This window comes from Bacillus sp. RE35, assembly GCF_052146655.1.
In the GTDB taxonomy this organism is placed as follows: domain Bacteria; phylum Bacillota; class Bacilli; order Bacillales; family Bacillaceae_G; genus Bacillus_A; species Bacillus_A cereus.
Genome location: NZ_CP197377.1, coordinates 591,213 through 613,163, shown reverse-complemented (window position 1 = coordinate 613,163; position 21,951 = coordinate 591,213). Strand labels below are relative to the sequence as shown.

Here is a 21,951-nt window from a genome sequence, read left to right as displayed (position 1 = left end):
CTTTTGTATACAATAACGAATAGGTGTCTTATAAATAATCAAGACATCTATTTTTTATACATGTACAATCGCTTTTATTTAGCGTAAAATATTTTTTATGTGTTTGAATACACTTCTAAATGTATACACTTTGATAGTTTTAAAGGAGAAAAAATGATGAAATCCGACACGAACAACAATACGCGAGCCAAAAAAGGACGCTCAAAGAAAAAACGCCTACTTTGGTTCCTTCTTATTCCATTACTAATTGTAGCACTTGGAGCAGGAGGCTACTCCTTCCATATATACAGTAAAGCAAAGTCCGTCTTAAATAATGCTTATGCTGAACTAGGTCGAGGAGATAAGTCCAGTAAACGTGAAAAAGCTGTTAAACCTATGACCGACAATATTTCCGTACTAATTATGGGTGTTGATGAAAGTGATATTAGGGAAAAAGGTTATGGAAAAGCAACTCGAACAGATGCGTTATTACTTGCAACAATTAATAAAAACGATAAATCCGTTAAACTTGTAAGCATTCCACGTGACTCACGCGTCTACATTAAATCACGTGATAAATACGATAAAATCACACATGCGCACGTATTCGGTGGTGTAGACAGCACAATTGATACGGTAGAGAACTTTTTAGATGTTCCAGTTGACTACTATGTAACATTCAATTTTAAATCCTTTATTAAAATTGTTGATTCTCTTGGTGGTATTACTGTAGACGTTCCAGTTGAGTTCACAGAGCAAAATAGTAAAGATGAAGCAGATGCCATTCATCTAAAAAAAGGACGTCAACATTTAAATGGAGAAGAGGCACTGGCACTAGCTAGAACTCGTCATATCGATAGTGATTATATGCGTGGTCAACGTCAACAGCTTGTATTAGAGGCCATTGCTGAAAAGGCACTATCTCTTAATTCCATTAATAAAATCGGTGGCCTACTAGACGCTGTCGATAAAGATTTAAAAACTAATTTAACTTTTGATGATATGATGACAATTACAAAAAATTCAATGGATTCAAATTTAAAAATGGAAAAAATGCAAGTAGAGGGTACAGATAAATATATAGGTGGTATTTATTATTACGTTCCAAATGAAAAAAGCGTCGATACTATTTCAACTACCCTTCAAAAACATCTCGGTGTTACGAATAAAAATGAACATAAAAAATTATAATAAAAAGGCTGCTAGATCTTTCTAGACAGCCTTTTTATTATATTTTTCAACATATTTTTCATACACATTGTGACAAGAAGTGACAATTATTACAGCGGTGTAACATTTTTTATGAAAACATTACACACACAGTGAAAATAATAGTATACTAGTACGTACATAATGTTATTTTCATCATTTTTATACAAAAAATGTAATACATATATTTATACATAAATTTCTGGGGGGAAATAAATGAAGCTAAGTAAAATACTGATTGGTTCTGCAATTGCTGGGGGCATATTACTTTGTGTAGGCGGTGTTGGGGGATATCAATATGTATCCAAATTAAATAATCAATTAGATACTACTGCATTACCAAATACTACATTTGAAGGTATTTCTCTCGACGGAAAAAATAAGAAGGATATTCAAGCAATTATTAATCAAAAGGTAACTGAGTTAGATCAAAAATCCCTTACCTACATATTCCAAAACGATAAACAAACTTACACATGGAAAGATTTAGGAATAAATTATAAAGAGAAAGATATTATTGACAAAATCTTCAAAGAACAAGAAGGAAACGTAATGAATCGTTACAAAATGCGTAAGCAAGCTGAAAACGGTGAATTAAAACGTGACTATAAATTAACACCACAATTAAATGCAACAGCTTATGAAACCTTTATAAAAGATAAATATAATGAAACATTAAAAAATCCTGTTAACGCAGAATTAAGTATTGAAGGCTCAACAGTAAATATTAGTCAAAGCCAAAACGGAGAAAAAATTGATAAAGGGAAACTAAGCGGTTTAACAAATGAAGCTATTACTACTGGTAAATCAGATGTTACATTACCAGTTACATTCATAAAACCAGAACGTTCTACAGAAGACATACAGAAAATGGGTATTAAAGAAGTCATTGCTGAATATTCTACTCCAATGGCTGGCCGTAACGGAAATCAATCATTTAACGTAAATAAGTCAGCTAATACTTTAAGTGGGGTTATTGTCGCACCTGATGAAACATTTAGTTTTAACGGTCGCGTTGGCGTAACTGATGCTGCACATGGTTATAAATCTGCAGCAGTATATTCACAAGGTAAAGTAATACAAAGTGCAGGCGGAGGAGTTTGCCAAGTCAGTAGTACATTATACAGTGCAGCTTTAAGGGCAGATTTAGGCATTGTTTCTCGAAGCAATCATTCTATGCCAGTAAATTATTTACCACTTGGGCAAGATGCAGCAGTAGCAGATTATGGTCCAGATTTAAAATTTAAAAATAATACAGGCAATCATATTTATATTCAAGCATTTTCAAATGGAGGTAGTATTACTACACGCATTTTCGGTACAAATACTGGTAAAAATGTTGAAGTTTCTTCTCAAGTAATTAGTAGAACTAGTGATAAAATCACCGCGGTTACGTATAAAAAAGTAACACAAAACGGGGAAGTAATATCAAATGGACAAATTTCAAAAAGCGTATATAAAAGCGCTCCAAAAGAATAGATAATATCAACCGAATAACATAAAGAAAAAGGCGTGATTTAATCACGCCTTTTTCTTTTGCAGTAATAGTAAAAAAGTTTCAAGATGGTCTTTCGTTTCTTCTAAAGACCACATACGATTTCCTTGCTTCGCAGCTAATACACACGCCTCTTCCCACGCGTTCTTTTTCTTCATATTTATTAATTCATCACGTAATTTCAAAACAATTTCTTCATCTTCTTGTTCAATAAACTCTTCCATCACGCTTACTATTTCATCCTCATGAATACTTAACGTACAGTACGATTTAAGAAAGTATTGTAATGTCGTATACATAATGTACTCCCCCTTCTTATTTATCAGATGGATAAGAAGTAATAATCTTAAACCCTAATTCTCCTGACTTATCTCTTGCTAAAACAGTAACAGTTTTTACTAACTTGTCTTTTACACTCATATTTTTCTTTATTACCGTTTTTCCAACAGGAAATGAATGAGTTGTATTTAATACGAGACGAGCCTCTTTAGAATTTTTTAACCAATCTTGAATTTCCTTGTCATGTTGCTTCAAGCTATCTTTTACAGCTTTCGTCGCTGTTTCTTTATCATAGTATGTACTTGCGGCTGACACTTTATCTGTCTTCAAGCGATTCTTCAAATCCTCTTCTGACTTGCCTACATGTCTTTCAATCGTATGACCATTTTTAGGTGGTCCTTCCATTTCATCTAAAATATTATCACTAATTTTTTCTACCGATGTAGCTTGATTCCCTGTCTGTTTCTCTGTTTTTTGTTCTTTTCCTGCACATCCGCTTAAGATCAGCATTAATGCCAATAAACTACTGAAGAAAAGACTACTTATTCGTTTCATCATATCACCTCTTCCATGATTATTATCGCAACTTCACTAAAAGTCAATTTCACAACGAAAAAATCTATCAGTTTTCATTTTTTTATCTATTTTTCCATATTTACTCCAGCAAATTCATCAACCCTCTATTTTTCGCCTTTTATAATATATACCCCCTATATTTTTCGTTTATTTCCCAGATAAAATCACCGATAACATAACTATAAAACTCTTTTATACAAAGGTTTTTATAGTATTTTTAAAAATATTTTAAAATACCCCTATTTTTACATACCCAATACCCATATAAGGTATAAAACACCCTTCTTATCAACGTTTTTCTACATTATGTAAATTCCCCCTTGCCTATACAAACGAAATGTGGTGTAATGCAAAAAAAGATAAAGGATTTTAAACAATGGCTGAAACGATTCAAAATTTCTTAACAGAATACTATTCAATCGCAATTCCACTTAGTATCTTAATTAACATCATCATTAGTCTTTTAGGTTTTATCCCTAGTATTTTTTTAACCGCCATTAATATACAGCTCTTTGGCGTAACAAATGGTACTGTTATTTCGATCGTAGGCGAAGCATTAGGGGCTATTATCTCGTTTTATATTTACCGCATGGGCCTTCAAAAGTTCACTCACGATAAAGTAAATAAATACCCAAAGGTAGAGCGTCTTCTTTATGTAGAAGGTAGAGAGGCCTTTCTACTCGTTCTATCGTTTCGCTTGATACCTTTCATCCCATCAAGTATCGTGACTTTATTTGCGGCTCTAGGTAAGATGTCATTACTATCCTTCAGTATTGCCAGCACAATAGGGAAAATACCGGCATTGTTAATCGAAGTATATTCTGCCTATCATGTCATCAACGGAACAAATGAAGCAAAGTGGATTGTGACAATTGCAGGTTGTATCGGATTATATTATTTGTGGAAAAAATGGAGAAAAAAATAAAGAAGGAGCATAGGCTCCTTCTTTATTTTTGAGGTATTTTATTAATAGCTATCCTTTAAATCCTTAGTTAATACCAACAGCACTAAATGATTGCTTAACTGCTGCTACTTCCGCAGAAGTCGCACCATATAAATCAGCTGCAGCTTGTACTGCACCAGCACGAGCTTGGCTAAATGTAGTAGATTGCGTGAAATATTGTGTGTTTGCACGGTAATAAATTGCACCTAACTTATCTTTACCAATGCCCGTTACAGTTACACCCGAATGCGTACCACCATTTGCTAATAAATAAGCTTGTTTGTTAATGATACCACTGTTTGTATGAACCCCACCGTTATCACTAGTACCAGTGTAACGCTTAGAATAATGGTCTGGATCACCGTATTTCGCTGGATCACTCATAGAGCGAAGCGCATCTCCTGCTTTACCAGGCGTATAAATATCTTCACCAATCTCCCAATCCGGGTTACGGTTATCATAGAATTCTACTAAAGTACCAAAAATATCAGAAATTGCTTCATTTAGCGCTCCTGATTCATTTTGATAAATTAAGTCCGAGCTATTTTCAGTAACAGCATGCGTTAATTCGTGACCAATTACATCAATTCCACCAGATAATGAAGTGAATGTTACACCATCACCATCTCCGTATACCATTTGTGAGCCATTCCAGAATGCATTATTATACTTACTTCCGTAATGAACTGTCGATTTTAACGGAGCTCCTGCATCATTAATAGAGTTTCTGTTAAATGTAGCTTTATAATAATCATATGTTCTACCTGCATAGTAATGAGCATCTACTGCTGCTGCATCATACGCTGCATTGAAAACATTATCTGCATCTACCCATAAAGTTCCTGGCAATGTAGTACGATTTTTCGCATCATATGTGAAAATTGTTGCCCCGCGCGTATTATCTTGTAAGTAGTAAGATGAACCAGATAACGTTGTATTAAGTGATTTCGTATCTCCTAATACACCTTTACCAGTTCCTACTTTATTTGTTCCTGTTACAGGTTTTACTACTGCTTTCGCATCCTGTTTAGGAGCCTCTTGCTTAACTGGTGATTTATCTTCATTTGTTACATGATCCAATTTATTATATTTATTTAATACTTTACCGCTGTCTGCTTCAATGAAATAGTAGTAGTTTCCTGGACTTGGATCTAAGAAGTTTAGATTTACAACGTATGCATATGTTGTTTCTTCACCATTTTGATATACATATAAGTCCGCTTTTGGTTCTACCTCATATTTCGGTGTTACCCCTAAATCTTGTTGCGCGATTTCAATTGCTTTTGCGCCTTCAATCTTATTTTTATTTTTCAACTTTTCCTTTTTGTCTAAATCAGGTGCAACTGTTCCAGACAATACTTTTAAAGAACCGTCTTTACTTACGTGAGCCACTTGAGTAGAACCCCATACAGGCACTCCTTCGTAAACTTGTTGCATACGTACTACTGTTGAATCAGTTACAGCATCTTTCTTCACTTGTTTCACTTTGAAAGAATCTTGCGCACTCTTTTCCCCTAGCTTGTAATCACCTTTTGCTGCATTTAAGTAATCAAACACAACAGATTCCGCTTTCTTACCAGTCGCTCCAGTTAGATCACCAGAAATAAACTCAGGTGACTGTACTGTCTCATTGTACTTCTTCGTAGAGAGTACATTTTTAGAATCCGCAAATGCAGAGCCTGTCCCTCCAAATGTTGTAACTGCCATTCCTGTCGCTAACACTAACGCTAAACTTTTCTTTTTCATGAACCTTCCCCCTAATAAAAATTTTTTTTGAAAAAGAGTAGTTTTATATTAGCATTATGTTTCCACTATTAATATACTAAAAATTCAAATAATTATTTTCTCAAGTTTTGTAGAATTTTGAGGAACAAATATTGAAAAAACCCTTTCCGATTGGAAAGGGTGGAGATTATAAATTAACTTGTTCAACAGTTTTAGCTTGTTGACCAACAATATCAGGTTTACTGCTATATTGATGTATTCCTCCAGCAACTGTAAGAGTCAATATAAACGCCAATACTCCAAATACCATCTTTTTCATGTTTATTCCTCCTTATTATCATTCATTAAATCAATAACTAACCTATAATATCGATTACTTTCTTCAAATCTCGATAAACTGGAAAAATGTTCTGCTAGTTCAACGTATACTTTCTTTAATTCTATTTTATTTCCTGCAGATTTATACAACGGGATAGCCTCATTTTCCAAAAATGCTTTATAATCTTTTGCTTCTTCAAAATATTTATATCTAAGCATTAAAAGCAAATATAATTTTGCATTAAATCTCTCTTCCTGTTTTGCTGCATCAATTCCCTTATCAATTAATGTCCTTGCCTCTTCCAATTCTTCTAATTTAATGCATACTAATGCCATTTCGTATATTGTATCTAAATAGTTTAAATCTATTTGTTTTTGAAGTTGTAGACTATCTAAATAATATTTTTTCGCTTGCTGATATTTACCTTTTTTATAATAGATACTTCCCATATTACTTAAAGTAATAGCTAATAGTACATCCTTATCAGCAAAAGATGTGGCCTCTCTCAATATACTCTCATACATTTTTAAAGCTTCTTCATACTGACCTTTTTCTGTATAACTTACCGCAATAAGGATTTGGCAATTAATTATATTTCTAAACTTATATTCACTACGAAATCCTTCTAATGCCATATTTACAAAATGAATTGCAAGATGATGAATATCTAAATGAGTATATGCAAGCGCTATATTATAATACAAGCCTGTTTCATGATACCCTTGTTCTTTGGCCATTACTTCTGTTTTTAATAAGTAATCTAGCCCATCCTTCCATCTATACTGTAAACAGCACAATAATCCTCTACTATACATATATAACAACTTCTGAAATGGAGAATATTTTTTATATACCTTCTTCAACTTATCTAATTCTTCTTCGAGTGCAGAAATATCCCTTTTCATAATTAAATAACGTGTATACAGCAGTTTATAATAATTTATAATTTCAAAATCCAACACATGCTTCATTTCACCTTGCAACTCTTCATATATACGTTCTACTTGTTGCTTGTCTAAATGAACTAGTGCATTTAACCATTCATCTAGCTTCCCCTTCACATCTTCTTCTACATCTCTCAAATCCGTCACAGCAATTTCTAGTCTTGTGCAGAGCAATTGTAGAATTTCTTCTGATGCTTCGATCTTTCCATTTTCGATCTTACTTAAGTATGAGACAGAACAAATGCCCTGACATAATTCTTCTTGTGTCATTTTTTGCTGGAGCCGTTTATAAAAGACTTGTTTGCCTATTTTTTCTAATGTTTGTTGCATTGTCCTCCTCCATTCTCATTACCCCCATTACTCTAATAATACATAAAATTTGGAGAAATATAAATTGATAAATATAAATTTTCTAAAAAATATGCATAATTTCATTTTTTTCTCTCTTGACTTCACATCAATATCTCTTCTTTGCTACGAATGGTGAAAAATTGGTATACTATAACCAAATTATGGAGGTGTTCTCGCGATGACTCATTATAAAGACGATAGTTATGCCTTACATACAGACCTATATCAAATCAACATGGCTTATACATATTGGAAAGATGGTATTCATAATCGCCGTTCTGTTTTTGATTTATATTTTCGAAAGCTTCCATTTGAGAACGGCTACGCTGTTTTTGCTGGCCTTGAGAAAATTGTAGAGTACATAGAAAATTTCAGTTTTACTGAAAGCGATATCGCTTACTTAGCAGAATTACAATTCGAAGAAGAATTCCTTCATTATTTACAAAATATGAAATTCACTGGGACGATTCGCAGTATGCAAGAAGGTGAAGTTGTATTTAATAACGAGCCTTTATTACGTGTTGATGCACCACTTGGTGAAGCACAAATTATTGAGACTGCCCTCTTAAATATTGTGAATTACCAAACATTAATTGCCACAAAAGCAGCACGTATGAAACATGCTGCAAGTAATGATGAGCTTTTAGAGTTCGGCACAAGACGTGCCCATGAGTTCGATGCTGCCCTTTGGGGGACGCGTGCTGCCTTTATTGGTGGTTTCTCCTCTACAAGCAACGTTCGTGCTGGGAAACGCTTTGGGATTCCTGTAGCTGGCACACACGCTCACTCTTTCGTTCAAGCATATCGCGATGAATACGTCGCGTTTAAAAAATACGCTGAAACTCATAAAAAGTGCGTCTTTCTCGTTGATACATATGACACATTGAAATCTGGTGTTCCAAATGCGATTCGTGTTGCAAAAGAATTTGGGGATCGTATTGATTTCTATGGCATACGTCTTGATAGTGGTGATATGGCTTATTTATCGAAAAAGGCACGAAAACTACTAGATGAAGCAGGGTTTACAAATACAAAAATTATCGCTTCTAGCGATTTAGATGAATACACAATTATGCACCTTAAATCTCAAGGAGCAAAAATTGACGTATGGGGCGTTGGAACGAAATTAATTACGTCCTTTGAGCAACCTGCATTGGGGGCTGTTTACAAACTCGTTGCGATTGAAGATACTGACGGAAAATTAAATGATACAATTAAAATTTCATCTAACCCTGAAAAAATTACCACTCCAGGACTGAAACGAATTTATCGTATTATCAATCGGGTTAACGATCATGCAGAAGGCGATTATATTGCGTTAGATTCTGAAGAACCAGGAAAAGAAGAGCGCTTAAAAATGTTCCATCCAGTTCACACATATATAAGTAAATTCGTAACAAACTTTGAAGCCCGTGAACTGCATAAAGACATTTTCGTTAACGGTGAAAGAACATATGAACTACCAAGTATATTAGATATTCAAAAATATAATGAACAGAGCCTCTCTCTATTTTGGGAAGAATATATGCGAACTTTAAACCCTGAAGAATACCCTGTCGATTTAAGCCAAGAGTGCTGGGATCATAAAATGAATTACATTCAAACAGTTCGAGAACAAGTTGAAAAAAACATACAAAAGTAAACAGAGAAGTTTCCCCTTCTCTGTTTTTTCAATACTATATGGATATTTGTAAAAAATATATTAAAATAATAAGACGAATGTATCTTATTTGTAAATTTTAATATTATACTATTTTAAAGTAAAATAATATTTGATATTATTTTATTGAGTCAATTTCAACAAAATCACCAATAAAAAAGAGGACGCGGTTCGCGTCCTCTTTTTTATAAATCTTTCACTCGTAATACACGCATTGCATTTAACACTGCAAGTAGTGTCACACCAACATCTGAGAAAACAGCTTCCCACATTGTTGCAATACCAAAGGCACCAAGTAATAAAACGATCCCTTTTACACCTAGAGCAAAGATGATATTTTGCCACACTATACTTCTTGTGCGTTTTGCAATTTTTACAGCTGTCGCAATTTTTGAAGGCTCATCAGTCATAATAACGATGTCTGCCGCTTCAATTGCTGCATCTGACCCTAAACCACCCATCGCAATACCAACGTCTGCACGGGCTAATACTGGTGTATCGTTAATACCGTCACCAACGAAGGCAATTTTTTCTTTTCCGTGCTTCGCTGCATCAATTTTTTCAATCTCTTCTACTTTTTGTTGCGGTAGTAATTCCGCATGAACTTCATCTAAGCCTAATTCTTTACCAACAGCTTCACCAACTGGTTTTGCATCACCAGTTAACATTACTGTCTTTTTAATACCTAGTTCTTTTAACTTTTGAATCGCTTGTTTCGAATCCTCTTTTACCTCATCAGAGATAACAATATAACCTGCATATCTTCCATCTACAGCAACGTGAACTAATGTACCTACTGTTTCTGGTTGCTTAAATTCAATATTTTCTTTTCTCATTAATTTTGCATTACCTGCAAAAATTTCTTTTCCTTGTACTTTTACGACTGTACCGTGACCAGAAATTTCGTTATAATCATCGATTATTTTTTCATCAATTGATTTTCCATATGCCTTTCGAATAGATTGGGCAATTGGATGGTTAGAATATACTTCAGCAAATGCCGCATACTCTAATAACTCTTCACTTGTAGTACCTTCGCTCGGTTCCATTTTTGTAACTTTGAAAACACCTTTTGTTAATGTTCCTGTTTTGTCAAAAACAATATATTTCACATCATTTAAAGCTTCTAAATAGTTACTACCTTTTACTAACACACCACTTTTAGATGCACCACCAATACCTCCAAAGAATCCAAGAGGAATGGATACAACTAACGCACATGGACAAGAGATTACTAAGAACACTAAAGCTCTATAAATCCACTCAGAGAATGTAGCTCCTTCTAAAATAAGTGGTGGAATAAACGCCATGATTGCCGCTGTAATAACTACAACTGGAGTGTAGTAACGTGCAAACTTCGTAATAAAGTTTTCCGTTGGTGCTTTTTTACTGCTTGCATTTTGAACTAAATCTAAAATTTTCGATACAGTTGATTCACCGAATTCTTTTGTAACTTCAATTGTCAACACACCGTTTTGGTTCACAAAGCCACTTAATACATCATTTCCAACTTCAACTTCACGTGGTACAGATTCACCTGTTAATGCTGAAGTATCTACCATTGATGTTCCTTCAATTACTTTTCCGTCTAACGGCACTTTCTCACCTGGCTTAACGATAATATAATCGCCAATTTGTACATCTTCTGGTGATACTTGTTTCGTTTCATTTCCAACCTTTACATTCGCATAATCAGGACGAATATCCATTAATGAAGTAATTGATTTTCGAGAGCGGTTTACCGCAATGCTTTGGAATAGTTCTCCTACTTGATAAAATAGCATTACTGCTACAGCTTCTGAGTATTGTTGAATTGCAAAAGCTCCTACAGTTGCAATTGCCATTAAGAAGTTTTCATCAAATACTTGGCCACGAGTTATGTTTCTTACCGCTCTCCAAACGATATCTCCACCTATTAATAAATAAGCAAGGACGAATAACGGAATTGTTACCATTTGTGGTAAGCCCGCTAATGCAGCAATTGCTGTCAAAATTCCGCCGACCACTAATCTCCCTACCATCTTTTTCACATTTGCTTCACCATGATCATGACTATGCCCGTGGTCATGACCGTTCTTCTCTTCACGAACAACTTTCACGTCTGGCTCTAACTTTTGAACGACATTTGTTATATTTGCTACAGTCGCTTCTAGTTCTCTTTTATTCGCAACTTCTACTCGTAGTTTCTTCGATACGAAATCAACAGTTGCTTCTGAGACAGCTGGCATTTCCTTAACTTTATTTTCAATTTTCATTGCACAGTTCGCGCAATCTAAACCTTCTAATATAAATACTTCTTTAGCAATTTTATTTTTTTGTTCTTCTTGCACTTTAATATGCGGTTCTAATTTTGTAACGAGTTGTTTTGCTTCCGTAACAACTTCGTTTTCTTTATTTTGTGCCGTTTCTAAAATCATTGTCTTTGTTGCAAAGTTTACAGAGCAAGAATTTACTCCTTCTATATTCCCAACACCTTTTTCAATTTTCATTGCACAATTCGCACAATCTAAACCTTCTAACATCAGTTTCTTTTTCACTAACGCTTCAGCCATCGTTCTCCCTCCTCGCGTTCTTTTTATTCTTCTTCGTTTACGTGTTCAAACGCTTGCTCGAAGATATGAATTACGTGCTGGTCAGCTAACGAATAATAAACAACCTTTCCTTCTTTACGATTCTTCACAAGTTTCGCTTGCTTTAACACACGAAGCTGATGCGAAATAGATGATTGTGTCATTCCTAATAAATAAGCTAAATCACAAACGCACATTTCAGCTTCAAATAGCGCATGTAATATTCTCGTACGTGTACGGTCACCTAACACTTTAAATAGTTCTGCTACTTTACTTAAACTTTCATCAGTTGGAATTGTTTGTTTTACTTGCTCTACAACTTCTTCATGAATTATCGTTTGAGAACATGTCTCTTGTGGTGTTTCTACTTTATTTCCAGCCATTATAGCTCACCTCTTTAATTGAACATATGAACAATCATTCATATATCTTATACTCTTATTATATGAGCGCCTACTCATATGTGTCAATGAAATCTGATTTTTTTTTATGAACTTTCCGTTCACATTTTAATAAGTCATATACATATTTTTCGCATCCTCTATATTCTCATACAAAAAAGGATGCACAATTCGCACACCCCTTTTTACTTACTTTTCATTTTCACCGCATCCACAATTAAAGAAACAAATCCTAACTGATTATCCCGATTTCTATGGTCAAAACGTTTCGAACGATAAATAAATCCATCTTTCTCATTCCAATCATTATAGTGAAACTTACCATTTTCATCACAGTATTCTAAGAGCCTCACTTGAAAACCTGCTGATTCAAATATGGACGTGATTGTTTTATAGTTATGAACAATTTTATGGCTTGCTGCAGGATGATCTAATGGACCAGGTCCACCTACTTGTACCCCTTGCTGATATTCTTCATCTGGAAAAAATGCATCTGGTACTGCACAACGAATATATCCATTCTCCATTAAAAACTCATAACAAATTTTTGCAGCTTCAATTCCTTCTTCATATGATAAATGCTCCCATACATGTTCTGCCAAAATTACTGATAAAGAATTAGGTTGAAATTTATCAAGCCAAGTTTCTCTCCGTAATAAATTTAATTCTTCTTCATTCGTATGTAACCAACCAGGGTTATTATTATAACCCTCTGCTCCAACTACAACTTTTGTTTCTTCCATTTTGCTCCCACCCTTTTTTCATATTCCGACATAAAAATTCAACAAAGTAATATATATTCCCTTTATTTCAACAAAAGAAAAAGCCTTGCGCGCTCCCTAGACGCACAAGGCTTACTATACTTATATCCCTTTTAATTAAGCTTTTAATTAGCTTGTTCTAAATTATCCTGCGAACTTCCATCGTCTTTTAAATGACTATGTTTTTTCGAATAAACAAAGTATACAACTACTCCAATTGCTAACCAAGCACCGAAGTACATCCATGTTTTTAATGGTAGATTTACCATTAAGAATAGACAACATGCAATCGAAATAATCGGCAAGATCGGTACAAGTGGTACCATAAATCCACGTTGTAATTTTGGATGTGTTTTACGAAGAATAATAACTGACACACCAACCATCGCAAATGTTAACAACGCTCCAATATTCGCTAAATTCGACAATTCTTTTAAATCGATAAATCCAGCAATTAAAGCACTACCAATTCCTGTTAACCAAACTGTAAATGTTGGCGCTTCTGTCTTTTTATTAATTTTCGCGAAAGATTCTGGCAATAAACCGTCACGGCTCATCGCAAAGAATACACGTGTCGTTGCATAAATGTAAGCAAAAATTACTGCCATAATACCAATTACAGCTCCAATTGCGATTACACCTGCTACTTTATCTTGTCCTACAACTTCTAACACATATGCCATAGCTTCTGGTACATCTAATTCTTTATAAGAAACCATACCCGTCATAACGAGACAAACTACAACATAAATGATTGTACAAATGACTAACGAAGCGATAATACCAATCGGTAGATCACGTTGCGGATTTTTTACCTCTTCAGCAGAAGTTGCTAATGCATCAAATCCTAAGAAAGCAAAGAATACTGCTGCTCCCCCCGCGAAAACTCCACTTAAACCGTACGGTGCAAATGGTATCCAGTTTTCTGGTTTCACGTAGAATACACCAACTGCAATGAATAAAACAACGATACCAATTTTAATTAATACCATTATGTTATTCACGCGTTTACTTTCTTTCGTACCTCTTGATAATAACCAAGTTATAACTAATGTAACGATAACTGCTGGTAAATTCACCATACCACCTTGAGACGGAATCGTTAGCAGTGCTTTTGGAATTTCAAGCCCTAATCCACTCACTAAGTTATGGAAGTAACCAGTCCATCCGCCAGCTACTGCGGCAGTCGTTACAACATATACGGATAGTAATGTCCATCCCATTAAATGAGCTACAAACTCACCAATTGTTGCATATGAGTATGTGTACACACTACCTGAAACAGGAAGTGTAGAAGCAACCTCTGCGTAACATAATGCTGCAAATCCACAAACGATGGCTGCAATCATGAATGAAAAAATAACTGCTGGACCAGCATCTCTTGCTGCTACTAATCCAGTTAATACTAGAACTCCTGTACCAATTATCGCACCAATCCCTAGCATTGTTAGGTCAAATGCCCCTAGCGTTTTCGTCAAAGTTTTACTTTTACTTTCCCCTAACAATTGCGTAACGGATTTCTTTTTAAATAGGTTGGCCACGATGTATGCCCCCTTTTGCCAAGAAGAGCTAAGAGATCTTCACTCTTAGCTCTTATCATGTTGTTTTATATATTGTTCGATTTTGTTTTGTATAATGCTTCTATTAGCAAGATACTGTTTCTGCTTCTAATAATTCTTTAGCACCTTTGTACTCTACACCGTGAGCTTCTGCAACTGCTTCGAATGTTACATAGCCATCTAATGTGTTAATACCTTTTAGTAATGCAGAGTTGCCTAGGCAAGCTTCTTTGTAGCCTTTGTTAGCAATTTGTACTGCATATGGTACTGTTACGTTTGTTAATGCAAGAGTTGATGTACGTGGAACCGCACCTGGCATGTTTGCAACTGCATAATGAACAACGCCGTGTTTTTCGTAAGTTGGGTTATCATGAGTTGTAATACGGTCAGTTGTTTCGAAAATACCACCTTGGTCAATCGCGATATCTACAACAACAGAACCTGGTTCCATTGATTTAATCATTTCTTCTGTTACAAGTTTTGGAGCTTTTGCACCTGGGATTAATACTGCACCGATTACAAGATCAGACTCTTTAACAGCTTCTGCAATATTGTAAGGATTAGACATTAAAGTTTTTACTTGGTTTCCGAAAATGTCATCTAATTGACGAAGACGTTCTGCACTTAAGTCGATGATTGTTACATCCGCACCTAGTCCAACTGCAATTTTAGCAGCATTTGTACCAGCTTGTCCACCACCGATGATTGTTACTTTACCACGTTTAACCCCTGGAACACCTGCAAGTAAGATACCTTTACCGCCTTTGTTTTTCTCAAGGAATTGTGCACCAATTTGTGCAGCCATACGACCAGCTACTTCACTCATAGGTGCAAGTAATGGTAATGAACGGTTTTCTAATTGTACTGTTTCATATGCGATAGAAACAACTTTTTTCTCGATTAAAGCTTTTGTTAATTCTGGCTCTGGAGCTAAGTGTAAGTATGTGAACAAGATTAAGCCTTCACTGAAGTGTTTGTATTCGCTTTCAATTGGTTCCTTAACTTTCATAACCATTTCCATATTCCAAGCTTCTTCAGCTGTATCAACAATTTTTGCTCCCGCTTCAACATACTGAGCATCTGTGAAACCAGACCCTAAACCTGCACCCTTTTGAATGAATACTTCGTGATTGTTACGAATTAAATGTACAACACCTGCTGGTGTCATTGCCACACGGTTTTCGTTGTTTTTAATTTCTGCTGGTACCCCAATACGCATAATGAAATGCCCCCTTATAATTAACAGAAAAAAGAGATTCTTTTTTCTTTTTGTAATAATTAATAACTTATGTCCTTATTCTAGCATAACTTAAAAGTTATGAAAACGCTAACATATCATTTTCCTAAAGTTTTTATATTTAGAATAGTGTAAATATATAAAACATTGATTCTATTAGGGGTTTCGTGTCATTCCATTATCTTTCACTCTATTTTTATTATACTGCTTCAAAATAAACAGCAATCATTTATTATTTGACAATAATTTAACAATGTAAGAAACCTAAGCGATAACGTATACATATACAGTTATTACTTTACTCAATACTTTAGAGATATATTCTTTTCACAAAAAAACAGCTGCTAGCATTTAGCTAGCAGCTGGGTAACTTATAAATAACTTAGAAAATAAATCATCTGTCGTTTCAGTAATTTTATCAAACAGATCACTTTCTTCCGCTTCTTGCTCTTTTAACATCTTAATTGTTTCACGTGCATCTTCAGGGTAATCGGTTATAATACCATCTACGTTTAACTTATAATATGCCTTTAAATTTTCCATATCATTTACTGTCCATACGTAAATTGGTTTGTTTAACTTCCTTGCTTCTTTTACTAATTTCTTATTTAACATATATTCTTCTGCTACGTAAAAGTCAGCCTTCACATTCTTTAAGTTAGCTCTACTTGCATACAGTATATACCCTACTTTTATATCTGGATTTGCACGCTTAAACTCTTTAATAAGTGGATAGTGTAACGTTTGAATTACACATTGCTTCTCAAATTCATTATCTTTAATCGTTTTTAAGACTTTGTTTACAAAATCTTTTTCGCCCCCATGAAGCTTCACTTCTATATTAAGTTTGATTTTGCCATTTGCTAGCTTAATGATTTCATCAAGTGTACTTATTTGTCCTGAAAGTCCATCTTGACTAAGGGTAAGCTGCCTTAACTCCGCCATCGTTAAATCTGACACATGCACATTAGCATTTGCGAGACGTTTCAGCTTCAAATCATGTATAACCGCTAGCTCACCGTCTTTCGTTTGTAATACATCTATTTCAGCGTAGTCTGCTTTTGCATCAATAGCACCTTGCACAGCTTCTTTCGTATTTTCTACGCCTTTTGATATATACCCGCGGTGCGCCATAATAATCGGTTCTTTATACGAATTTGAAATAAACGTTACAATGAAGGCAACGACCATTCCCGCAGTAATAATCCCTACAATGTATACGCCAATGAATTTCCAACGATGTTTTTGGAAGAAACATTTATCTGCTTTCGTTTTCGAATAATCTAATCCTTCTTCTAATAAAACATCCTCAACTGGAACCTTTTGTAAGTATAATCGCGTAATCGCCATAATATAAAATGGCGTCACGATAAAGCTGAATAAATACAATGTACTCGTTAAAAATACCGAAATCGTTGATTCAGCTAATAATGCAAATGTTCCTTTCGGGTTTGTAAATTCATAAACACCCCATAGGCACAATAAATACATTCCCAAAAACATGACATATACAATTCCAATTGAAATAAAAAATCCTACTAAAAAGAATAGTACTTTAAAAAAGCTTTCCTTTACTAAAGTTGCACTTTTACGTGCTGCCACGCGAAATGGTTTTTGCTCTAAAACAACAATAGGTAGAACGAAAATCCATCTAAGATTCAAATACGCGACTACAGCAAAGAACGTGTAATAACCAACTTGTCCCATCGTTGTCTTAAACAGCTCTCCTGTAATAAAGTTAGGAATTTGAATTTGCGGGATTAATGCCGTTTCATATCCCATATTTAAAAGAGGCAACAATACGACAGCATATAAAATAAATCCTGGTAAGCAATATGTGAAAAGAGTAGGTAAATACGTTACCGTTTTATATAAAATCGGACGTAATTTCACCTTCTGTCTTTTATGAGCGAAATACGAAATAATAATAAGCACCGCAAATTCTGTAAAGATAAGAAACAGTGCTAACAATGATAAAATTACGATTGCTAAGATGCCATAAGGCGTCTTTAAAAATGCTAATAATTCATCATTTGTCGCATTTGCATAACCACCAAAATACAATAACTTATTAAAAATAATCCCAAATAGTGGAACAAACACAATCGCTGCTAATAATTTATAAGCAAGTTGAAAAGTTAATACATTCCAAAAGGCAAATTTAACTGTTTGAAAGGAATGTCTCATTACTCCTGGTATAGATAGTTTTTTACGGTGTTGCATATATTCCTCCAAATTCTAAAACGGTATTTGAGATGGATTCCATATTTCCAGTTCTAATCCATCTTTTTAATAATAATATATTCCGCTTAACATGAACACACTTATACATATAATGAAAAAAGTGATGGCTACTTCCCATCACTTTTTCATTTATTCTATTTTTTCTCTAGCCCTTGTCCAAATGCTTTCAAGAAGCTAAAACCGAATGTAATAGCTCTATTGATATCTGGATCTTTTAATACTTTAAAGAAATCCATCACTTTTGTTTTTTTGCCACTATTTAATTCATCTGTTGCAAATTGCAATCCTGTAACTAAACTTGACGTAATTTGCTTCGTTATTTCTGGGTCAACTGAAGATAACGCTTCTCCTGCCCCCATCATATTATTTAACGCATTTTTAACGGGTTCACGATTTAATTGCTCCACAGCGATTTTTGAAACATCTTCCTTCGCAGCAAGTAAACTAATTGCCGCATCTAATATACCAGCCTTCTGCAACTGTGCTAAAAGCTGCATCGTTTCTTCTACTGCTTCACGATTATTAGATAGCTCATTTAGAAGTTCATCTGCTACTTGCTGTTTCTGTTCTTCCTCTGTTACAACTTTCTTTTTAATTACAGTAATTTCTTTCGCCACTATCTCCGCCCCCTAGTCCACAAGTGATACGTATTGTTTTCTTTGCCATTTTTGCTGGATTTCAACACCGTTTTGCGGATTACGCTTTTTATCTCTCGGGTTTGAAGATGGTAACGGACGATTCCCTTTTTCACGTAGTACACGCATCTTTACCATCGTTTGTTTGTACGCTGGTGTACACGTATAAAGATCTGTCGCCGTTCCAGTTAAAATATTGATTGCCTCTTCATTTACCGTTGCATGCATCGGTAAATATAGCTCTTTCCCCGTTACACGATCTGTAACAAGTGCCTGTACTTTAATTTTCCCAAATGGTGATGCTAATTCTACAAGGCCACCATCTTTCACATTGCGCTCTAGGGCAAGTTCAGGCGAGATTTCAACGAACACTTCAGATACTTTAGATAAAATACCAGCCGATTTATTCGTCATATTCCCTTCGTGGAAATGTTCTAACATACGACCATTATTTAAAAGTAAATCATACTCATCTGGCGCTACAACTGGTGGTACCCATTCATCTAATGATAGACGAGCTAGTTTATCCGGGAAGTTAAATCCGTCCACATATAATAGCGGTGTATCGCTACCATCATGGCTACCCCAACATAAACTATTCCATCCTTCTAAACGATCGTATGTTGCCTGAGAATATAAAGGTGCAAGCGATGCAATTTCATCCATGATTTCACTTGGACTTTCATAATTCCAGTCCCCGCCAAGCGCACGAGCTACTTTTTGTAAAATCCACCAGTCTGGCTTTGAATCACCAAGCGGCTTCAATACTTCATATAATCTTTGAATACGGCGCTCTGTATTCGTAAATGTTCCCTCTTTTTCTAAGCTTGGTGCTGCCGGTAAAATAACATCAGCAAAACGAGCTGTTTTCGATAAGAACATATCTTGAACAACAAGGAAATCTAAATTCGCTAAAATATGTTGTACATGGTTGGCATTCGAATCTACTAAAGCCATTTCTTCACCCATAACATACATACCACGCAGTTTTCCTTCATCTGCCGCAAGTAACATTGCAATATTATTTAAGCCTGGTGCTTTCGGAATTGTAGTACCGTATGCTTTTTCAAATTTCGCACGGAGCGCATCATCTGAAACCGCTTGGTAACCTGGAAGCCAGTTTGGTAATGTTGCCATATCACAAGCGCCTTGTACGTTATTATGTCCGCGTAATGGATATGCTCCTGCACCAGGACGACGATAATTACCCGTAACAAGCAATAGATTTGAAATTGCTGCTGAAGTTGTACTTCCTCCAGTATTTTGCGTTACACCCATTCCCCAAAGTACACAAGTACCATCTGCTTCATATACCATACGAGCCATTTCTTTCAGATTTTCTTTCGAAATCCCCGTAATTTCTTCTGTATAATCAAGCGTATACTTTTCTACCATTTTGCTATATTCATCAAAATTCTTCACATTTTCAGCTATGAACTTTTTATCGTGCCAATCTTGATCAATAATATATTTCGTAATACCAGCGAGCCATACATAATCAGTTCCTTGGCGCGGATGAATGAATAAATCCGCACGCTCTGCCATTTCATGTTTACGAAGGTCCGCCACAATTAATTTTTGGTCATGTAATTTATGAGCACGTTTTACACGCGTTGCAAGTACAGGATGTCCTTCTGTCGGATTTGCTCCAACGATAATGACAAGGCCTGCTTCCGCAATATCTTTCACTGTTCCAGCGTCCCCGCCCATACCGACAGTTTTAAATAAACCGTCTGTTGCTGGAGATTGACAATAACGGGAACAGTTGTCTACATTATTCGTTCCATATATTTGACGGGCTAGTTTTTGCATAAGATAATTTTCTTCATTCGTTACTTTCGAAGAAGAAATAAACCCAAATGCATCACTTCCATATTCTGATTTAATATGCTGCATATTGGATGCAACAACTTCAAGAGCCTCTTCCCATGAAGCTTCAACAAACGTATCCCCTTGGCGAATTAATGGCTTTGTAATACGATCTTCACTGTTTACAAAATCCCATCCAAATTTGCCTTTTACACATGTTGAAATACCGTTAACCGGCGCATCTGAAACAGGCTGCACTTTCAAAATGTGGCGGTCTTTCGTCCATACTTCAAATGAACAACCTACACCACAAAATGTACAAACTGTTTTTGTTTTATTCACTTTCGTCTTACGCATCGCAGCCTCTACTTCTGAAACTGCTAAAATACTACTATATCCCGGCTCTACATCCTTTACAAAATCAATCATCGGATCTAACACATCCGGTTTCAATCCTGTCATGAATCCAGCTTCACCTAACATTGATTTCTCCATCAACGCATTACATGGACATACTGTTACACATTGCCCGCAACTTACACAAGATGAGTCATTTATACTTACACCATTGTCCCATATAACACGTGGACGGTCTAAGCTCCAGTCTATCGATATAGTTTCATTCACTTGTAAGTTTTGACATACTTCTACACACTGTCCACAAGCAATACATTGATTTGGATCATATCGATAAAACGGATGTGACATATCCACTTCACACGCACTTACTTTTGGCTCATACGGATATTTCTGTTCCTCAATTCCCATCATATGTACTGTATTGTGGACTTTACAGTTACCATTATTGTTATCACAAACGGTACAATACAGTAGATGATTCTCTAATATTCGATCCATTGCCTCAGTCTGTGCCTCTTTTGCACGCTGGGACTGTCTTTCGATATGCATACCGTTCTCTAATTTCGTTGAACAAGCACGCAATAACTTTCCATTTACTTCTACAATACACGTATCACAAGTTTGAATTGGATCTACTTCTGGTACATGACAAATTTGAGGATGTTCCAAATTACTCTCGTTAAATAATTGTAGTATCGTCTTTTCACCTGATGCAGAAAATTCTTTACCATCGACGGTTACACGGACTGTCTGTTCTGCCATAGTTTCCCCTCTCCTTACAACCAACTGTACAACACAATCATGAATCCGTTTTCAAAATCGCATTACTGTACATATTTTTGAAACGCTCTACCCAAATACTTTCTTATGAAGTCGATTCTAGATGTTATAAGGT

General features: G+C 35.2%; 17 protein-coding genes. 4 read left to right on the top strand and 13 right to left on the bottom strand.

The window, feature by feature from the left end; all coding sequences use genetic code 11:
• Positions 1-153: 153 nt before the first annotated feature.
• Positions 154-1,170 carry an LCP family protein gene (locus ACTL4X_RS03155; protein WP_142285635.1) on the top strand — a complete coding sequence of 339 codons (1,017 nt, stop codon included), beginning with the start codon at positions 154-156 and terminating at the stop codon, positions 1,168-1,170.
• A gap of 234 nt (positions 1,171-1,404) precedes the next feature.
• Positions 1,405-2,667, top strand: coding sequence for a VanW family protein (locus ACTL4X_RS03150; RefSeq protein ID WP_000777355.1), 1,263 nt, complete (start codon positions 1,405-1,407; stop codon positions 2,665-2,667).
• 42 nt (positions 2,668-2,709) lie between these two features.
• On the opposite strand, the gene ACTL4X_RS03145 is transcribed toward ACTL4X_RS03150, so the two are convergent.
• Together ACTL4X_RS03145 and ACTL4X_RS03140 are read right to left on the bottom strand one after the other, a co-directional pair.
• Positions 2,710-2,982 carry a hypothetical protein gene (locus ACTL4X_RS03145; RefSeq protein ID WP_000288803.1) on the bottom strand — a complete coding sequence of 91 codons (273 nt, stop codon included), beginning with the start codon at positions 2,980-2,982 and terminating at the stop codon, positions 2,710-2,712.
• Between the two features lie 16 nt (positions 2,983-2,998).
• Complete coding sequence (locus ACTL4X_RS03140) at positions 2,999-3,517, bottom strand: RNase A-like domain-containing lipoprotein (protein WP_000822694.1); 519 nt, start codon at positions 3,515-3,517, stop codon at positions 2,999-3,001.
• 397 nt (positions 3,518-3,914) lie between these two features.
• On the opposite strand from ACTL4X_RS03140, the gene ACTL4X_RS03135 reads away from it, so the two are divergent.
• Positions 3,915-4,463: a TVP38/TMEM64 family protein gene (locus ACTL4X_RS03135; RefSeq protein ID WP_000852224.1), complete on the top strand. Its 549-nt coding sequence runs from the start codon at positions 3,915-3,917 to the stop codon at positions 4,461-4,463.
• Between the two features lie 63 nt (positions 4,464-4,526).
• On the opposite strand, the gene ACTL4X_RS03130 is transcribed toward ACTL4X_RS03135, so the two are convergent.
• The 3 genes from ACTL4X_RS03130 to ACTL4X_RS03120 form a co-directional block, all read right to left on the bottom strand.
• Complete coding sequence (locus tag ACTL4X_RS03130) at positions 4,527-6,227, bottom strand: M4 family metallopeptidase (protein WP_000730383.1); 1,701 nt, start codon at positions 6,225-6,227, stop codon at positions 4,527-4,529.
• 166 nt (positions 6,228-6,393) lie between these two features.
• Positions 6,394-6,525: a quorum-signaling peptide NprX gene (nprX, locus tag ACTL4X_RS03125; RefSeq protein ID WP_000738910.1), complete on the bottom strand. Its 132-nt coding sequence runs from the start codon at positions 6,523-6,525 to the stop codon at positions 6,394-6,396.
• Positions 6,526-6,527: 2 nt separating this feature from the next.
• Positions 6,528-7,799: a tetratricopeptide repeat protein gene (locus ACTL4X_RS03120; RefSeq protein WP_001187961.1), complete on the bottom strand. Its 1,272-nt coding sequence runs from the start codon at positions 7,797-7,799 to the stop codon at positions 6,528-6,530.
• Positions 7,800-7,998: 199 nt separating this feature from the next.
• On the opposite strand from ACTL4X_RS03120, the gene ACTL4X_RS03115 reads away from it, so the two are divergent.
• Entirely contained in the window at positions 7,999-9,462 is a 1,464-nt protein-coding gene (locus ACTL4X_RS03115) for a nicotinate phosphoribosyltransferase (RefSeq protein ID WP_000150184.1), read from the top strand.
• Between the two features lie 203 nt (positions 9,463-9,665).
• On the opposite strand, the gene ACTL4X_RS03110 is transcribed toward ACTL4X_RS03115, so the two are convergent.
• From ACTL4X_RS03110 to fdhF, 8 genes are all read right to left on the bottom strand, one after another.
• Positions 9,666-12,032 carry a heavy metal translocating P-type ATPase gene (locus tag ACTL4X_RS03110; protein WP_000796569.1) on the bottom strand — a complete coding sequence of 789 codons (2,367 nt, stop codon included), beginning with the start codon at positions 12,030-12,032 and terminating at the stop codon, positions 9,666-9,668.
• A gap of 23 nt (positions 12,033-12,055) precedes the next feature.
• Positions 12,056-12,433, bottom strand: a complete 378-nt coding sequence (locus ACTL4X_RS03105; RefSeq protein WP_000918378.1) for an ArsR/SmtB family transcription factor — start codon at positions 12,431-12,433, stop codon at positions 12,056-12,058.
• A 203-nt stretch (positions 12,434-12,636) separates the two neighbouring features.
• On the bottom strand, positions 12,637-13,194 hold the full coding sequence (locus tag ACTL4X_RS03100) for a class I SAM-dependent methyltransferase (RefSeq protein ID WP_086692378.1): 558 nt from the start codon (positions 13,192-13,194) through the stop codon (positions 12,637-12,639).
• Between the two features lie 143 nt (positions 13,195-13,337).
• Positions 13,338-14,753 carry an amino acid permease gene (locus ACTL4X_RS03095; RefSeq protein WP_001284893.1) on the bottom strand — a complete coding sequence of 472 codons (1,416 nt, stop codon included), beginning with the start codon at positions 14,751-14,753 and terminating at the stop codon, positions 13,338-13,340.
• 103 nt (positions 14,754-14,856) lie between these two features.
• The gene (gene ald, locus ACTL4X_RS03090) at positions 14,857-15,990 is read right to left on the bottom strand and encodes an alanine dehydrogenase (protein ID WP_001219742.1); all 1,134 of its coding nucleotides are present in this window, start codon (positions 15,988-15,990) and stop codon (positions 14,857-14,859) included.
• Between the two features lie 369 nt (positions 15,991-16,359).
• Positions 16,360-18,231, bottom strand: coding sequence for a glycerophosphodiester phosphodiesterase (locus ACTL4X_RS03085; protein WP_001164716.1), 1,872 nt, complete (start codon positions 18,229-18,231; stop codon positions 16,360-16,362).
• A gap of 155 nt (positions 18,232-18,386) precedes the next feature.
• Positions 18,387-18,869 (bottom strand): DUF1641 domain-containing protein, encoded by a 483-nt coding sequence (locus ACTL4X_RS03080; RefSeq protein ID WP_001040540.1) that lies wholly within the window; start codon positions 18,867-18,869, stop codon positions 18,387-18,389.
• Positions 18,870-18,881: 12 nt separating this feature from the next.
• Entirely contained in the window at positions 18,882-21,818 is a 2,937-nt protein-coding gene (gene fdhF / locus ACTL4X_RS03075) for a formate dehydrogenase subunit alpha (protein WP_086692380.1), read from the bottom strand.
• Positions 21,819-21,951 lie beyond the last annotated feature (133 nt).

What these genes read in the sequence shown, in the direction of transcription:
- ACTL4X_RS03155 (WP_142285635.1), top strand. Translation starts at nt 154, where the DNA reads ATGATGAAATCCGACACGAACAACAATACGCGAGCCAAAAAAGGACGC.
- ACTL4X_RS03150 (WP_000777355.1), top strand. Translation starts at nt 1,405, where the DNA reads ATGAAGCTAAGTAAAATACTGATTGGTTCTGCAATTGCTGGGGGCATA.
- ACTL4X_RS03145 (WP_000288803.1), bottom strand. Translation starts at nt 2,982, where the DNA reads ATGTATACGACATTACAATACTTTCTTAAATCGTACTGTACGTTAAGT.
- ACTL4X_RS03140 (WP_000822694.1), bottom strand. Translation starts at nt 3,517, where the DNA reads ATGAAACGAATAAGTAGTCTTTTCTTCAGTAGTTTATTGGCATTAATG.
- ACTL4X_RS03135 (WP_000852224.1), top strand. Translation starts at nt 3,915, where the DNA reads ATGGCTGAAACGATTCAAAATTTCTTAACAGAATACTATTCAATCGCA.
- ACTL4X_RS03130 (WP_000730383.1), bottom strand. Translation starts at nt 6,227, where the DNA reads ATGAAAAAGAAAAGTTTAGCGTTAGTGTTAGCGACAGGAATGGCAGTT.
- nprX (WP_000738910.1), bottom strand. Translation starts at nt 6,525, where the DNA reads ATGAAAAAGATGGTATTTGGAGTATTGGCGTTTATATTGACTCTTACA.
- ACTL4X_RS03120 (WP_001187961.1), bottom strand. Translation starts at nt 7,799, where the DNA reads ATGCAACAAACATTAGAAAAAATAGGCAAACAAGTCTTTTATAAACGG.
- ACTL4X_RS03115 (WP_000150184.1), top strand. Translation starts at nt 7,999, where the DNA reads ATGACTCATTATAAAGACGATAGTTATGCCTTACATACAGACCTATAT.
- ACTL4X_RS03110 (WP_000796569.1), bottom strand. Translation starts at nt 12,032, where the DNA reads ATGGCTGAAGCGTTAGTGAAAAAGAAACTGATGTTAGAAGGTTTAGAT.
- ACTL4X_RS03105 (WP_000918378.1), bottom strand. Translation starts at nt 12,433, where the DNA reads ATGGCTGGAAATAAAGTAGAAACACCACAAGAGACATGTTCTCAAACG.
- ACTL4X_RS03100 (WP_086692378.1), bottom strand. Translation starts at nt 13,194, where the DNA reads ATGGAAGAAACAAAAGTTGTAGTTGGAGCAGAGGGTTATAATAATAAC.
- ald (WP_001219742.1), bottom strand. Translation starts at nt 15,990, where the DNA reads ATGCGTATTGGGGTACCAGCAGAAATTAAAAACAACGAAAACCGTGTG.
- ACTL4X_RS03085 (WP_001164716.1), bottom strand. Translation starts at nt 18,231, where the DNA reads ATGCAACACCGTAAAAAACTATCTATACCAGGAGTAATGAGACATTCC.
- fdhF (WP_086692380.1), bottom strand. Translation starts at nt 21,818, where the DNA reads ATGGCAGAACAGACAGTCCGTGTAACCGTCGATGGTAAAGAATTTTCT.